The sequence below is a fragment of the Chryseobacterium pyrolae genome (assembly GCF_025153485.1).
GTDB lineage: Bacteria > Bacteroidota > Bacteroidia > Flavobacteriales > Weeksellaceae > Chryseobacterium > Chryseobacterium antibioticum.
Window position 1 is genome coordinate 295,010 of the sequence record NZ_JANZQH010000003.1, and the last position, 14,682, is coordinate 309,691.

Annotated in this window: 15 protein-coding genes; 4 read left to right on the plus strand and 11 right to left on the minus strand. The window is 36.5% G+C overall.

All coding sequences use genetic code 11. From position 1 onward, the window contains the following. Nucleotides 1-47: 47 nt before the first annotated feature. Entirely contained in the window at nucleotides 48-626 is a 579-nt protein-coding gene (locus NZD88_RS08180; RefSeq protein WP_259828937.1) for a HupE/UreJ family protein, read from the minus strand. 69 nt (nucleotides 627-695) lie between these two features. On the opposite strand from NZD88_RS08180, the gene NZD88_RS08185 reads away from it, so the two are divergent. Beyond that, the gene (locus NZD88_RS08185; protein WP_259828670.1) at nucleotides 696-1,196 is read left to right on the plus strand and encodes a DUF6702 family protein; all 501 of its coding nucleotides are present in this window, start codon (nucleotides 696-698) and stop codon (nucleotides 1,194-1,196) included. 535 nt (nucleotides 1,197-1,731) lie between these two features. Here the strand turns inward: NZD88_RS08185 and NZD88_RS08190 are convergent. The 4 genes from NZD88_RS08190 to radA all read right to left on the minus strand — a co-directional run bounded on the left by NZD88_RS08190 (nucleotide 1,732) and on the right by radA (nucleotide 5,125). Continuing rightward, nucleotides 1,732-2,328, minus strand: a complete 597-nt coding sequence (locus NZD88_RS08190) for an acyl carrier protein phosphodiesterase (RefSeq protein ID WP_259828671.1) — start codon at nucleotides 2,326-2,328, stop codon at nucleotides 1,732-1,734. Next, nucleotides 2,325-3,032, minus strand: a complete 708-nt coding sequence (locus tag NZD88_RS08195; protein ID WP_259828672.1) for a VanW family protein — start codon at nucleotides 3,030-3,032, stop codon at nucleotides 2,325-2,327. Before NZD88_RS08195 ends, NZD88_RS08190 begins: the two co-directional genes overlap by 4 nt. Next, nucleotides 3,029-3,697: a class I SAM-dependent DNA methyltransferase gene (locus tag NZD88_RS08200; RefSeq protein ID WP_259828673.1), complete on the minus strand. Its 669-nt coding sequence runs from the start codon at nucleotides 3,695-3,697 to the stop codon at nucleotides 3,029-3,031. The genes NZD88_RS08195 and NZD88_RS08200 overlap by 4 nt, the downstream gene beginning before the upstream one ends. A 78-nt stretch (nucleotides 3,698-3,775) precedes the next feature. Further along, the gene (gene radA, locus NZD88_RS08205; RefSeq protein WP_072921532.1) at nucleotides 3,776-5,125 is read right to left on the minus strand and encodes a DNA repair protein RadA; all 1,350 of its coding nucleotides are present in this window, start codon (nucleotides 5,123-5,125) and stop codon (nucleotides 3,776-3,778) included. A 55-nt stretch (nucleotides 5,126-5,180) separates the two neighbouring features. On the opposite strand from radA, the gene NZD88_RS08210 reads away from it, so the two are divergent. Both NZD88_RS08210 and NZD88_RS08215 read left to right on the plus strand, forming a co-directional pair. Further along, complete coding sequence (locus NZD88_RS08210) at nucleotides 5,181-5,591, plus strand: hypothetical protein (protein WP_259828674.1); 411 nt, start codon at nucleotides 5,181-5,183, stop codon at nucleotides 5,589-5,591. A gap of 61 nt (nucleotides 5,592-5,652) precedes the next feature. Next, nucleotides 5,653-6,222, plus strand: a complete 570-nt coding sequence (locus NZD88_RS08215; protein WP_259828675.1) for a YceI family protein — start codon at nucleotides 5,653-5,655, stop codon at nucleotides 6,220-6,222. Between the two features lie 161 nt (nucleotides 6,223-6,383). Here NZD88_RS08215 and NZD88_RS08220 read toward each other — a convergent pair whose 3' ends face one another. The 6 genes from NZD88_RS08220 to NZD88_RS08245 form a co-directional block, all read right to left on the minus strand. Further along, nucleotides 6,384-8,078, minus strand: coding sequence for a bifunctional alpha/beta hydrolase/class I SAM-dependent methyltransferase (locus NZD88_RS08220; RefSeq protein ID WP_259828676.1), 1,695 nt, complete (start codon nucleotides 8,076-8,078; stop codon nucleotides 6,384-6,386). Nucleotides 8,079-8,081: 3 nt separating this feature from the next. After that, on the minus strand, nucleotides 8,082-9,317 hold the full coding sequence (locus NZD88_RS08225) for a phosphatase PAP2 family protein (protein WP_259828677.1): 1,236 nt from the start codon (nucleotides 9,315-9,317) through the stop codon (nucleotides 8,082-8,084). A gap of 41 nt (nucleotides 9,318-9,358) precedes the next feature. After that, nucleotides 9,359-10,120 carry an SDR family NAD(P)-dependent oxidoreductase gene (locus NZD88_RS08230; protein ID WP_259828678.1) on the minus strand — a complete coding sequence of 254 codons (762 nt, stop codon included), beginning with the start codon at nucleotides 10,118-10,120 and terminating at the stop codon, nucleotides 9,359-9,361. A gap of 251 nt (nucleotides 10,121-10,371) precedes the next feature. Beyond that, entirely contained in the window at nucleotides 10,372-11,409 is a 1,038-nt protein-coding gene (locus NZD88_RS08235) for a patatin-like phospholipase family protein (RefSeq protein WP_259828679.1), read from the minus strand. Nucleotides 11,410-11,413: 4 nt separating this feature from the next. After that, nucleotides 11,414-12,217, minus strand: a complete 804-nt coding sequence (locus NZD88_RS08240) for a phosphatidate cytidylyltransferase (protein WP_259828680.1) — start codon at nucleotides 12,215-12,217, stop codon at nucleotides 11,414-11,416. Beyond that, complete coding sequence (locus NZD88_RS08245) at nucleotides 12,207-12,809, minus strand: CDP-alcohol phosphatidyltransferase family protein (protein ID WP_259828681.1); 603 nt, start codon at nucleotides 12,807-12,809, stop codon at nucleotides 12,207-12,209. Before NZD88_RS08245 ends, NZD88_RS08240 begins: the two co-directional genes overlap by 11 nt. Nucleotides 12,810-12,961: 152 nt before the next feature. On the opposite strand from NZD88_RS08245, the gene NZD88_RS08250 reads away from it, so the two are divergent. Beyond that, on the plus strand, nucleotides 12,962-14,569 hold the full coding sequence (locus NZD88_RS08250; RefSeq protein ID WP_259828683.1) for a CTP synthase: 1,608 nt from the start codon (nucleotides 12,962-12,964) through the stop codon (nucleotides 14,567-14,569). Nucleotides 14,570-14,682: the final 113 nt, after the last annotated feature.

Genomic DNA, 14,682 nt, shown 5'->3' on the forward strand with positions numbered 1-14,682 from the left:
TATCAAAGATAATAATAAGTAGTTGAAAAATTGAAAATGTTTCAAAGTTAAAAAGGAATTCTTTCCAAAGTCATTTTTAGCGCTAATGCAAATACTCCGGAAGAGACAAATAGAATCCAGTCTTTTTGATTCACCTTAAAAATTTTAAGCAGAATAAATAAAAGGATAAGAATAGCCAGTACGATGACAATTTGCCCCAGTTCCAGACCTATATTAAATCCTAATAAAGGAATGGCAATGCTCTGGCTTTTGGCGATCATCACCCTTGCGGTATTGGCAAACCCCATTCCGTGGATCAGTCCGAAGATCAGGGCCAGATAATAATTGGCCCGCATCAGTGTCTGCTTTTTATTTTTCATTAAAATATTATCCAGAGAAGTGAGAACGATGGTAAGCGGAATTAAGAATTCTACCCAGTCAGACGGAACCCTGAAAACATCAAGAATACTTAATGCCAGAGTAATGGAATGTCCTATTGTGAATGCGGTGACAAGAATAAGGATCTTTTTCCAGTCACTGTAGGAATAGACAGCGATAAGAGCCAGAACAAACAGTTGATGATCCAATGCGTCCAGAGAAATAATATGTTCCCAGCCAAGGTGTAAATAGAATAGAAAATCCTGCATCATAACGTAAAAATATAATGCGTACGAAAATAATGATTAATTTCGAACAAATTTTAAATGTCAGAACTTATGAAGAATTTATGGCTGTTTCTGCTTCCTGTATTTTTTTTATTCTCTTTTTCAAAAGCGAAACACCCTTACCATGTGGGTTCTGTAGAAATTAATTATAATTCCAAGTCAAAATCTTTCGAGATTACCGGGAGGTTCTTCCTTGATGATCTTGAAAACGGACTGGGTAAAAAATACGGAGGCTCTTTTCATTTTAATGATGAAAAATACAAAGCGAAGCTCAATGAGGCTTTAGAGAAATACTGCGCGGAATATTTTAAACTGAAGGCTGACGGCAGATTTTTGAAAATAAATTATGTGGGTTATGAAGAAGACAGCGAATCTGTCAATGTTTTTCTGGAATCGGAAACAGTAGCCACTCCTAAAAAATTAGAAGCTGCGGTCAGCTTTCTGTATAATCTTTTCGATGATCAGATCAATATTGTTCATATGATTGTGAACGGACAAAGACAAAGTGAAAAACTTACTTATCCGAACCGTTATCTGTATCGTCAGTTCTAGTACTCTTTTTTTCTTTTAATTTTTTGTTATCATTGCTCCTTTTAACGTAAATATTAAATCACTATATATTGATTAATAATTTTATATTGTATCAATTTTAAAATTATTTTTAGCAATTAGTTATTAATGTATTGGTGTTTTTATTGTGAATAATTTATATTTAAATAATATTTAATAAATTAACCTTTATGATATTTGTTTTTTGTTTAAAATAAATTATATTTGTGTAGATGTAATTAAGGGAATTTAATTTTTACTTATTGATTTATTAAAGAAAAAAAATTATCAAAACTTTAATTGTTCTTATGATTGAAAATGCATAATCAATGATAAAGCAATAAAAAAAGTTTATTCCCTATAGCCTATTTTGGGGTATAGATACAGTTTATATTGATTAGGTAGGTATTGGTTATGGTGGTTTATAAATCATATGACTTAACCAATAGCATAAACTCAGCAAGTCTGCAAAAAAGAGATACAGATTCTAACAACACAAATTGTTAAAAAAGCACTTACGTTCCCTGTAGGTGTTTTTTTATTTGTTGTCCAGCTGGATTATTGCATTGATGCCTTTGGCGTGAGCAAGGAGATCAGGAAAAAAATCGTTATAACATTCCTGGAGAAAAGGTTTGTTTTCCAGAAAAGCTTCAAAAACAGGGATGTCCGGTTCCAGGTATTTGGCTTTATTCAGAACATTCCGCATGCTGAATTGGATGCCCCAGTCTTCGCGGTAATTATACAACCAGTCGTCCACCTCCATTTTAGCCAGCATTTTTTTGAAATTGTCAGGAAGCCATTCCCCATGCTCATTCAGGACCCTGTATACCCTCAACGAATGGGCTTTCCATTCCAGTAAAGAATGAAGGCTAAGGTCAGTAGCCACAAAATAATCCATAGCAACATCTACAAAAGCCCCTGCGTAGAGCCTAACCAAAGGGGAGAACACTTTTTTCGCCTCATGAATAGCGGGATGAGAATCGGTGAATGTATCTACAGCCCTGTGCATCGTAATTCCATCCTGAATATCTTTCGGAAAAGAATAACGGTCTTTGTTTCGGATAAAATCTTCAAGAAACTGTCCTACGATCTGTCCGTCTGAAAAACTAAGAAAAGAATGGGCTAAATAATTCATAAACGAATATAAAAATTTTTAGACAATAACCTGCTATCTGCAAAGGTCTCCACCCAAACTCCTTTTTCCACTTCTCTGTATTTAAAATTAATAGAGTTCAAAATGATCTTTTCCGGAGAAACCAAATGAAGATGAAGTTCATTGTCATTCATAAAACTTTGAAACTGAACAGGATATTGAAAATTGTTTTGGATCTGGAGATCTTTATACCCATAGACCACCGTACAGTCCGAGCCTAATGGCGTAAAACGCTCATGTTCTTGATAAATATCTATAGAATGGGGATGTCTTTCAATAATCTTTAGCCCTGCCTGCAGAGCAGCATAATACAGGATGGATGAAAACTGACAGATTCCTCCTCCGGATCCACTGGATATATTGTTTTTAATGAGGTTCCTGCCTTCTTTGAAATTATTCTTGGGAGTAGGTTTTCCTATTAGTTTCCAGAAAGAAAATACTTCACCGGGTTGAATGATCAGATTATGGATCCTATCACTAACTACTTTTAAATTGTGGATTTTATTTTCACTGAATTCTCCCTTTTTGATGACCTGTTTGAGTTCGATAAAGTGCTCACCGATTCTCCCGGTGCCATATTCACTGGGATACAGATACCGGGATTGCTGCTCATCAAAATACCGCTGTAATAACCTGATTCGCAGTTTCAGGGAATCCGGTAAAATATTTTTCAATACCTGTTTCATTTCTTTTCAAGTACTACGACGTGATAGGAAGCCAACTTTTTCAGAAAAGTACGGCAGAGCACAATATCTAAGGGCAGAAAAAGTTTTCTTAAGCGATTGGGAAGCCTATGAATAGGAAAGAGTAAAATACCTGTGGTGTTTTTGATATTCCATTTTTCATTTGACAGTACTGAAATTTCGGAGGCTGTAAAACTATTCCCTGCATGCCAGTCTTCCTGAGGTGAGACTGTTTTCCTGCGGGCTTTTGTAGGGTAGTCAAAGATTAAAACCCCATGATCTTCTAATTTTAGAAAGCATTCATCAAGGAATTTTTTTGTTTCCTCTTTTGTCTGATGCATGATCACATGAAAGCAGAATATGCAGTCAAATTTTATATCAAACGGAATTTTTGAAATCTCACCAACAGCCGTTATCTTTCCCGGATTTTTTTCCGATGCAATGCTGAGCATTTTTTCACTGAAATCTACACCATGCGTAGCAAACTTAAGCAGTCTGCCTGTTCCGCATCCCAGATCCAGAATTTTGGAATAGTCTTTATCTTTGAAAAAAGAATTTAAAAATACGTTCTCCTGCTCATCAATATATCTTCCGTAAGAATTTCCAAATCGGTTTTCTTCATAGGTTTCTGCAAGATGATCATAGTATTCATGAATACTGTTTTTCATTATTTTAAATTCTTTAGTGAAAATAATTAATCATGCATTGTCTGTCAATATCTATTCCAACCTTCTTCGACAACAGGATTAAAAAATTCTTTCGTGGAAATCTTCAATTTTGCTCACTTCTTCAATCTTTATTCCAAATTTTCTTTTAGGAATCTTGTTGAGGTTCGAGACAAATATTTTTTCATAGCCTAATTTTTCAGCCTCTGTAATTCTCTGTTCAACCTGTGCTATTGGACGGATTTCTCCGCTTAATCCAATCTCTCCGGCAAAACAGAAATGTTCAGAAATAGCAATATCTTCATTGGAAGACAAGATGGAAGCCACCACCGCAAGATCCAGTGCAGGATCATCTGTTTTGATTCCTCCGGTAATATTTAAAAAGACATCTTTAGCGCCCAGCTGGAAACCTGCACGTTTTTCCAGGACAGCCAGAAGCATATTCAGTCTTTTAGCATCAAATCCGGTGGAACTTCTCTGCGGAGTACCGTAAACTGCTGTGCTTACCAAAGCCTGAATTTCAAGCAACATAGGTCGGTTTCCTTCTAAAGTAACCGCCACTGAGTTTCCTGAAAGTTCTTCGAATTTCTTGGTGATAAGGATCTCAGATGGATTTCTGATTTCTTTTAATCCCTGGGAAACCATTTCATAAATCCCGATTTCAGAAGTAGATCCGAAACGATTTTTATTGGCTCTGAGCAATCTGAAAAGATGATTTCTGTCGCCATCAAAATTTAAAACCACATCTACCATATGCTCCAATACCTTCGGTCCTGCAATCTGGCCATCCTTTGTGATGTGACCTACCAGAAAAACCGGGGTATTGTTCTCTTTCGCATACTTAATGATCTCATTGGAGCATTCTCTGATCTGGGAAACCGTTCCCGGCGAACTTTCTATTAATTGAGACTGTAAAGTCTGAATGGAATCGATGATCATAAAATCCGGTTCCAGTTTTTTGGCTTCATGAAGGATCTTTTCCAGTGAAGTTTCGGTAAAAAGAAAACAGTTGGGGTTCTGAACGTCTGTCAACCTATCCGCTCTCATCTTGATTTGTGAAGCACTCTCCTCCCCGGAAACATAAAAGACTTTTTTCTTCATCTTTAAAGCCAGCTGGAGCAAAAGGGTAGATTTCCCGATTCCGGGCTCACCACCAATCAAAGTTACTGAACCCAATACAATACCTCCTCCCAGAACGCGGTTCAGTTCTTCGGAGGGTGTTTTTATTCTTGGTTCTTCGCTGGTCACCACTTCAATAATGTTGATGACATGCTGTTTTGATTTTGAAAAAGGTGGAGTTTTAGATGAGGTTTTCTCAACGACTTCTTCTACAAGGGTGTTCCATTCTCCGCAGTTTTTGCATTGCCCCATCCATTGGGAATATTGGGTTCCGCAGTTTTGACAGAAATATGCTGTTTTCAGTTTTGCCATACTGCGAAGTTAAAAAAAATGAATCTCCTTTCGGAATTTTAATTAATTTTCAATCATGAAAAATATTTTAATGAGAAGCCTGGTCATATTTATTGTGATGAGTCTTCTTAATGCCCAATTCAGCGAATGGACATTGCATTTTTTAAAAGAAAAATCAGGCGGAATAGACATGGTTCCAATTGGTGTTTTGGTGCAATGCCTTATTGTAACGATTGTCAGTTTTATTACAGTATTACTATTCAGAAAGAATTACAGTTCAGTTTTAAGAATTGCGGTTTTATTTGAAATTATTTATTTACTCACATTAATCATTTCAGGAACAAATCCACTTGAATATTTTTCAAATAAAACAGATGCGGGACTTCTTGCTTTATTCCTTTATGTAAATTCAGTCGTTGTATTTTTGATCATATTTGTCTTCGACTTATTATATTCTAAAATAATGGCGTCCAAAATTAAAAACTAACCTACATCAAGAACAGGATAGTCAATATGTATTATCTTTACTCAACTAAAAATAAGTTATAATGAAAAAAGTACTTTTATCTTTCGTATTCACGCTGTTAAGCGTTTTGAGTTTTGCACAGACTGAATGGGCTGTAGATCCGATGCACTCTTCGGTAAATTTCAATATCAAGCACATGGGAATCAACTTTGTACAGGGTAGATTCGATAAATTCGAAGGGAAAGTAAGCGCGGAAGCAGCGAATTTAGATAATGCCACATTTGCATTTGAGGTAGATGTGAATTCAATCAATACAGGAACAGATATGAGAGATAAGCATCTTAAAAGTCCTGATTTTTTTGATGTTGACAACTATCCGGCAATGAGTTTTCGCAGTAAGTCTATCACAAAAGATAAAAACAATACCTATATTCTGAAAGGGGCTCTGAAAATAAAGGAAACTGTAAAAGATGTCAGTATTCCGGTAACATTCGGAGGGGTGACTAAAAACCAGCAGGGAAAAGAAGTAATGGGTTTCCAGGCAAAATTCACGGTTAACCGTTTAGACTATGGAATCAAATATGACCCGACAGGTGCGGGTGTAGCTAAGGATGTAGACGTAAGTTTATATTTTGAACTGATAAAACAATAGTTTTATATATCATTTGTTTTAAAGAAAGGTTTTTCAATCACTTGAAAAACCTTTTTTATTGGAATTTGATTCTCGCTGATCTATAGGATCTGGCAGATTTAATTGCAACGCAAACATCTGTGCCATCTGCTAAATCTGCGGAAGATTATATTTTTAAAAATTTAAGAATTAATCTTCCCCGAAGACACGGTGAAAATACCATAATCATCGATCAGCATATTTTCCTTTCGAATACCGCTGTATTTCATAACTCTGTCAAGTTCTTTCTGCGAACGCCTTCTCATGATCCAGTTTTTATGCTGATGGTTATTCAAAACATAAGCGATCATTTTCAGTTGCGGATGCCATGGCTGTCCCGTGTAGACTATAAAAGAATCTTTTTCAGAAATAGAAGCTGCTCCCTGAATTGCTCCGGCTGCCATTTCGTTGTCTCCGAAAAGTTCAAGAATTCCTGAAACAATAGTAATATTAGGTTCAAAACCTACCTTTTTATAGGTTTCAGGATCAAAACAGTCAAAATTAGTAAAACGGATATTCTGATAGTTCTTCTCTTTGATTACTTGTTCTCCGATTTCAATATTAGACTTAACAAATTCATTGATAACGATCTCGGCATCAGGATATTTTTCTTTAATATCAAATAAATAATTTCCTGTCCCGCCAGCAATATCAAGAATTTTAATTTTTCTGCCTTCCTTCTTAAGACTTTGAATATTCTGCTCCAAAAGCTGGATCAAATGCTCCTTACGGCTACGGATTCCTTTCCAGCCAATGGCATTGAGATAGTTTTTATCCATCATTTTCCCAAAACCGAATTTTCCTTTCGGCTGGTTCTGATAAACGTAATGCAGTGAAGCACCGGAATCAAAGCCGTATTTGAGACCGATAGCCATTCCATTACTTATTTTTCCAATGTTGTTGAGTGAGAATTTTTGAAACTTAAAATTCAGATTGTTCCCGATATTATTCTGAAGATCGTCATATTCCTTTATGGAGAAACGGTCAGGATGTAGGGAAGCTGATTGATGCGTTCTGCTGAAGCATTTTTCAGCAAAATCCACTATTTTGTCGTATACTTTCTCTTTTCCGGTGTCAAATAAAATGCCATGGAAGAAGCCGGATAATACTTCATATTTTTTTAAATCTGTATCAAGCTTATCATAAAAAGCTTTTTGTTCCTTATTGAAAACCACATGGTCCTTTTCCGCCGCCAGAATCAAAGCTGGTGTACTAATAGCTTCAGCATCTTCTACCAGACGTTTTCCTGCTTTTGCAAGGTCGATGAGAAGTTCAGCGTCTATAGATCTTGTGATCAGCTGATCGGTATCATAAGCTTTTTGCTGCTCCGGATCATGGGTAAGCATTTTAGATTTTACATAGCTTTTGATGATCAGTCCCTTTTTAAGTTTTGTTCCAAGCGTGATCATTTCGTTGGCCAGCGGAACGATAAGATTAATTTTAAAAGCAGGTGCTAAGAGAGCCATTCCAGCAATGTCAGGCGCGAAATCGTGAGCCCAGGCTGAAGCGACAACTCCCCCGATACTATTAGCCAAAACGAAAATATCAGAAATCTTCACCTCGTATTTAGACCCCAAAAATTTGGAGAAAGAATCCAGATCTCTAACGTAATCCATAAAAATAGAAGAAGTTTCCGTCTCTGTATGTCCGTGTCCGCGGAGGTCAAAAGCAAAAATATTATATTTCGAAAACTGTGGTGATTGTGCAATATCATTCAGTCTTTCTGAATGCTCATGACCGCGGTGGATGATGATGATGCTTTTTTGTTGAGGCTGATAATTCCATTCACGGTAGAAAATAGTACTGCCGTCAAAACTCTTAAAATGTCCGCTGTTCATAGTTTAATTTTTTTTCAAAAAATCCTTCAGGTAAGGATGGATTACTGCATTCTTATGAATGCCTTTCATGAGGTCTGCTGCTTCGTCTACAGGTAAAGATAGAATATTTTTCATTACTAAAATGCCTATAACAGAGCTTCTTGTCAATCCTATGGTGCAGTGAATGAAAATTTTTCCATCTGCTGGAAGTTTTCTATAATTCTCTGTGATTTCCGTGACCAGCTTTTTCGTTTCATCGATATCCAAAGTTCCGATATCCAGAAATGGGACTGAGTGATAAGAACACTTCTTTTTTAAATCCGGTGTTTCCTCAATTTCTGCTGAGAGATCATAGATTAAAGTATTTCTGTCTATTCCAAAATAATGAACATCTTTATGGCCGGGTCTTGAGGAAATGTAAATTCGGGGAGCAATTTCAACTGGTTTTTTATTCTTTCTTAAAAATTTCCAGAAACTCCAGTACATCATCAGGTAAGGTGTATAAAAGATCTTTTTCCACAGTGAAATATTTCCGTTTTTATCCTTTAAAAAATGAATATTATTCTTTTGGTAATGATATCCGATGATGATAGACATTCCTGCTGGCCAAAGCAACATCAGCCATAAATGACCACAAAATTTATCGAGAAGAATTGAAGCTGAGACCAGAATCCATCCAAAGAGAAAATAGAAATTGGCAATATGGAAGTTTCTGTATTGGAAATCATTTTTCCGGTAGGGGAAGACCATAAAACTGATATGAGCAAGCACTGTTCCTGAAAGGATATCCATGAAATGATGTTGGTAGGTCGTCAGTGTGGAAATTCCCAGTACGATGAGCCATACCATTAGAAAGGTCCGGAAGGTTTTGAAGCTCCTGAGAACGGTCCAGAAAATAAAAGCATAAGCGATGTGAAGGGACGGAGACTGGTTAAAGGGTGAATCAAATATCTTCAGAAACTGAAAAGAGTAGTCTAAGATGGAGCCGTCTGTCCCGGGTTTCGCTAAAGAAAACTGCAACGGGAATACAATGAAACAAATACCCGCTGTTATCGTAGTAAAAAGCATTCTCTTTGTTAAAACTCTAAGCTGTTCTCGCTCTTTACACATGAAAAATACAGAACAGAAAAAAATACCGCTGGTCATATACGGGATAATGCTCCACGGCAGAAACGGAATGTATTTTTCAAAATCAAATACAAACGATGATACTTTTTCAGCCTTTGAAGTGTACCATGCTGCAAAATTGTAAACAATCATGAATACAAATGTGCAAAGTGAAAAAGCGTAGATCTGCTGTTTTAAGGTTGGTCGTCTTTCATCCATTGGGCTTTCCTGAACATGATTGTGTTTAATAAAAAGGAGGGAAGTACAGACAGTGATTTCATCATCCACTTCATTTTTGCAGGGAAAATGATCCTTTTTTTGTGATTTTCAATAGCTTCTGAAATATGTATTACAGCTGTTTCCACATCGGTAAGGAAAGGTTTTTTGTGCAGATCATTATTATTGAGCTGTCTCAACTTTTCAGTATCTACATATCCCGGAGCTATGGTTGTTACAGAAATTCCAAACGGTTTCAGGGCACGCCGGTAGGCATCTGCGATTTGTATCACTGAACGTTTTGTTTTTGTATAAAGACTTGAATTTTCGTAATCTAAAATTCCGGAAACAGAGGCAATAACCGCAATACTGCCTTTTTTCTGACCCTTCATTACCTTCCGGGCTGTTTCAAAACAATTGACGGTTCCTAAAATGTTGGTTTGAAGCATTTCTTCGGCTTCTTCATAAGAAATTTTCCAGGCTACATCTTCCGCATAGCTTCCCGCACAGTTGATAAAGATGTCAAGATTTTCACCATCCGTCAAAAAGGTATTCACTGCCGCAGCAATAGCATCCCTATCACAAACATCTGCCTGGAATGTTTTGATATTTTCGAAATTGTTTTCAGCAATCTTTGCCAGGTTTCTGCCACAGATCCCCACATCATATCCTTTTTCAAGATAATGCCGGGCAAGAGCATAGCCGATACCGGAAGTTCCGCCTGCTATAAAAACATTCATGAGATTCTAGTGATTTGAATTTTGTGTAAAAATAGATTTTAAAACTGAAAATTAGAAGATTGGATGAATTTTTATCAACCACAAAAGGGACAAAAGTTTTTAAATGTAAATATTTACAGGTAGAAGTTCACATTAGTTTTTTAGAAAATCAAAGATTTTCAATGCATCAATAGGAGCGGGCTTTAGCCCGTTTACTGAAAATGAAAATCATACAATTTGGCTTTAGCCAAAATATATTTGGTCATAAAACATCATCCGCGAATAGATTTCATTGTCTGATCAAAACCATACTGCCACTGCATTTCCATATCTTTCGCAAATTGTTCAAACGTTTTTGGGAAAGAAAAATCAATCTCCAATCTCTCCCAGTTAATCCCTTTTTTAAGATAATGTCCTTTTAAATCCTTTTTAATATCCGTTGTGTCAATCAGGAAATTCACCGGGAATTTTTCAATCTCTTCAAGTCTTTCATTACCACTGAAACCAAGTACGGCACGAACAAAAGCTTCTTCAACAGAACTGTAAGATTGTTTTTTTTCGGTGATGATTTCGTCAGCAAGATGGCGAGCTAATTCTATAGGAATAAGATCAATAGCTCCGCCGGCAAAATATTGTCCATGAAGGGAAACTGGTTTTACATAAAACATATCGGAAACGGAAATCCGGGTACTTTCCAGTAAAGAAAGATTGGTTTTTACAACGGAAAGTCTTTCTACAGCATTGTTCATCATATTTTCAGATGGAATGATGATCTGTTCGGGATCAATTTTTTCTGCAGTCTTTGAATCAGTGAACATTATTTTTCTATAAAGTTTTCTGCCGTTTCTTTTCTGCCCTGCTTCTTTGGGGTCAAAAAGTATTTCTGAACCGATGATTACTGTCGGAATTTCTTTTGAAAACTGAACATTTTTTAATGAAGGAAAAACCTCGGACAGATCCTGAGGCATTTCGACAAGGTATCTGCCAAAGACATCTTCTATGAAAGGGGCGCTTCTTTTGTCCAGTATTTTTTTAAATGAAAAAAGCCCAATTTGGGTAAGTTTTTTATGCATCGTCAAAACCGTTCCTGATACAAACCGGAAGTATTCCTCTGACTTGAGGTATTCCTTTCGGGAAAGGGTGTCGGGAAAAGCGTTGATAACAGTTGCTGCAAATGCTCCTCCGCAGGAAGCGATCAGTATATCAGGCTTCATATCCAATTCTTCAAGGGCTGCAAACATTCCGAGATAAATCATCAGTCTGGTTCCACCTCCTGAAAATAGTACGGCTCTTTTAAATTTTCCATTCATGATTTTAGCTTTTTACAAGAAGAGAAAGGATCCAAAAGAAAATAGGCGCATTGAAGATCAGACTGTCCATCCGGTCAAGGAGACCACCATGTCCGGGAAGGAGTGTTCCGGTATCTTTTATATTGGCTTTTCTTTTTAAATAAGACATAAAAACATCCCCAAAAAATCCTGAAATCCCCAGAACGGTTCCCAGAATTGTATTGACCCAGATGTCCGTTTTCAATAAGAAGAAACCTAAGATGTTGCTCAATATTATAGTAAGAAAAACACCGCCGATAAATCCTTCCAAAGTCTTGTTAGGACTTATTTTAGGCGTGATTTTATGATTTCCGAAAAACTTACCCATCAGGTATTGAAAAACATCATTGAGCTCAGTCACAACAACGATGAAAATGATGGAATTCAACCCTGAAACGGTGTCCCTGATAAACGAGAGATGAGGAAAAGCAAAAAGGCAGACTAATAAAGCTGTGAATACTCCGTAAAGTTGCTTTAAAGGTATTTTTAAAAGGAAAAAATACAGCAGAACGATGACCGACAAAATAACACTGTAGATAAAATAGTTTTCAATGGTGAAAAAATACAAGAGAAAAAACTGCGCAACTCCAACAAATAATGAAGGAATAATACGGTTTGAATTTATTTTAAATAATCTTAAAAATTCAAAAAAAGACTGGAAGCTGATCCACGAAACAAAAAATTTCATGGCGAGAGGATGTGAGATTCCTAATGCAAAAACGAGGATAATATAAATCCATGTTTTTACCCTTAAAGGAACATCTGCAAATTTATTTTCTTCAGGCTTCATGTAAGGATTTCTTTAGTCTGATATAGGTACTGATCGTCAAGAGAACAATAATAAACCCGAAAATATAGGATGAAATTCCTGAAATGTCTGCTCCGAAAAACATCGCCAGACCATAAATTCCCAGGATCAGAGCACGGTCACTTTTCCCCATTGGGCCGTCGTATCGGCGTTCTTTTCCTACGACTTTTCCGATCAGTCCTGAAAATTCATTGATGACACTTAATATAATAAGGATAACAATAAGGTATAGGCTTTCCGGCTGGAATTTTAATAAAGGGAAAAAGATGATCACATCAGAAACAATATCACCCACTTCATTTAAAACTTCACCCAATCTGCTGGTCTGATTGAATTTTCTGGCCATCATTCCGTCCAATGCATTAAGGGCCATTCTCAGTAAAAGTCCTATTGGAAGACTTAGAAAGAACCAGTTGGAGAGATCACCATTCCAGAATAGGATGCCTATAATAACAGATAACAATATGGAAGCTATCGTAATTTGATTGGCTGTGATCTTATTTTTATGCAGTAATAATAAAACCGGAGTAAGCAGCTGCTGAAATTTTGGTTTTAATTTATATACGGAAATCATGATGGTTATAGCTTTTTGTCATTGTGTTTATCAAATATAGATAATTTTTTTAATCAGAATTTTTAATTGATGAAGCAGGGTTTTTCCATTTTCAAAATTTAAAAAATTGCTTTGTGTCTCTTTTTCCCATAACTTTGCACAAACCTAATCTAATGAGTAAAAAGAATACAAAGTACATCTTTGTGACAGGAGGTGTAACTTCATCTTTGGGAAAAGGAATCGTGTCTGCTTCTCTGGGACTTTTATTAAAATCACGCGGTTTTAATGTAACGATCCAAAAACTAGATCCTTATATTAACATCGACCCAGGCACACTGAATCCATATGAACACGGAGAATGCTATGTAACCGAAGATGGCGCAGAAACGGATCTGGATTTAGGCCACTATGAGCGTTATCTTGATGCTCCTACTTCCCAAAACAACAACGTTACGACAGGGAAAATCTACCAAACGGTTATTGAAAAAGAAAGAAAAGGAGATTTCTTAGGAAAGACTGTTCAGGTAATTCCTCATATCACCAACGAGATCAAACGCAGAATCAAAATGCTTTCCAAGCAAAACTACGATATCATCATTACCGAGATCGGAGGAACTGTAGGGGATATTGAATCTCTTCCATACATTGAAACGGTACGCCAGTTGAAATGGGAACTTGGTGAGAAAAATTCTATGGTGATTCATCTTACGCTGTTGCCTTACCTGGCTTCAAGCGGCGAATTAAAAACAAAACCTTCACAGCATTCCGTTCGTCAGTTGATGGAAAGTGGAATTATGGCTGATGTTTTGGTTTGCAGAACAGAACACAATATTCCAAAAGATCAAAGAGCGAAATTGGCTCAGTTCTGTAATGTTTCTTTAGATAATGTGATTGAGTGTAAAGATTTGGAAACGATCTATGAAGTTCCCATGTATCTTCAAAAGCAAAATTTTGACGATGTCGTTTTAAAAGAACTGGATCTGAAAAATGATAAAGAAGCTGATCTTAAAGACTGGAAAACTTTCCTTAAAAAATTCAAAAACCCTAAAAGAACGGTAGAAATTGCCTTAGTAGGAAAGTATATTTCTCTGCAGGATTCTTATATTTCTATTGCTGAAGCTTTCAAACATGCAGGGGCAAGTCTTGAAACTGAAGTGAAAGTAAGATGGGTATACAGTGGAGATATCACCGCTGAAAATATTAAAGAAACTTTAAATGGTGTGGACGGAATCCTTATTGCTCCAGGTTTTGGCGATAGAGGAATTGAAGGAAAAATACTTACTGCCCAATATGCAAGAGAAAATAAAGTTCCAATGTTGGGAATTTGTTTAGGAATGCAGATCATGACTATAGAATTTGCAAGAAATGTTCTTGACCATTCAAAAGCCAACTCCATGGAATTTGATACCTCTACACCGGATCCTGTAATCTCTATCATGGAAGAACAGAAAAATGTAGTAGATAAAGGCGGAACAATGCGTCTTGGAGCTTGGAAATGTTCACTGAAAAATGGTTCTAAGCTATATGATATTTACGGAACTAAAAATATTTCTGAAAGACACCGTCACCGTTATGAATTCAACAGTGATTATCTTCAGGAATTTGAAAAGAACGGCTTCCTGGCGACAGGTACAAACCCTGAAACAGGATTGGTAGAGGCGCTTGAAATGCCAGAGCACCCGTTCTATGTAGGAGTGCAGTATCACCCGGAATATAAAAGTACGGTAGCAACACCGCATCCTCTGTTCAGAGCTTTTATCAAGGCTTGCGAAAAGAAATAAGGTAATAATATACCATAAACGTCTTACCATAAACTCAGGCTGATTATTCTCAGCTTGAGTTTATTATATAGTAACATGGTAATGCATAGAGTTTTGATAAAAAAACAGTATTT